General features: G+C 39.4%; 1 protein-coding gene. It reads right to left on the bottom strand.

The genetic code is table 11. The features are described 5' to 3' along the window. A partial coding sequence (locus tag C1E99_RS00550) for an ABC transporter ATP-binding protein (RefSeq protein WP_153060125.1) occupies positions 1-292 on the bottom strand: 292 nt, incomplete at both ends.

The raw sequence follows: 292 nt of genomic DNA, 5'->3' as shown, positions 1-292 counted from the left end.
TTTCAAGATATTGTTGAGCTAGTTCCTTACGTTTGCTTGATGGAACTCCAGCATAAATCAAGGGTAATTCTACATTTTGAAGGGCGTTGAGTTTCGATAAGAGGAAAAATTGTTGGAAAACGAAACCGATTTGGTCATTCCGAACCTGAGCTAATTTTTTCTCAGAAAGTTGACTGACTTCCTCACCTTCTAACCAATAGTTTCCTGAACTGGAACGATCTAAAAGCCCGATGATGTTCATAAGGGTTGATTTACCTGAACCAGAAGGTCCCATAATGGCAAGAAATTCTCC

The organism is Streptococcus suis, from assembly GCF_002964045.1.
In the GTDB taxonomy this organism is placed as follows: Bacteria; Bacillota; Bacilli; order Lactobacillales; family Streptococcaceae; genus Streptococcus; species Streptococcus suis_U.
The sequence above is the reverse complement of the archived record's forward strand: the minus strand, read 5'-3'. Positions and strand labels throughout refer to the sequence as shown.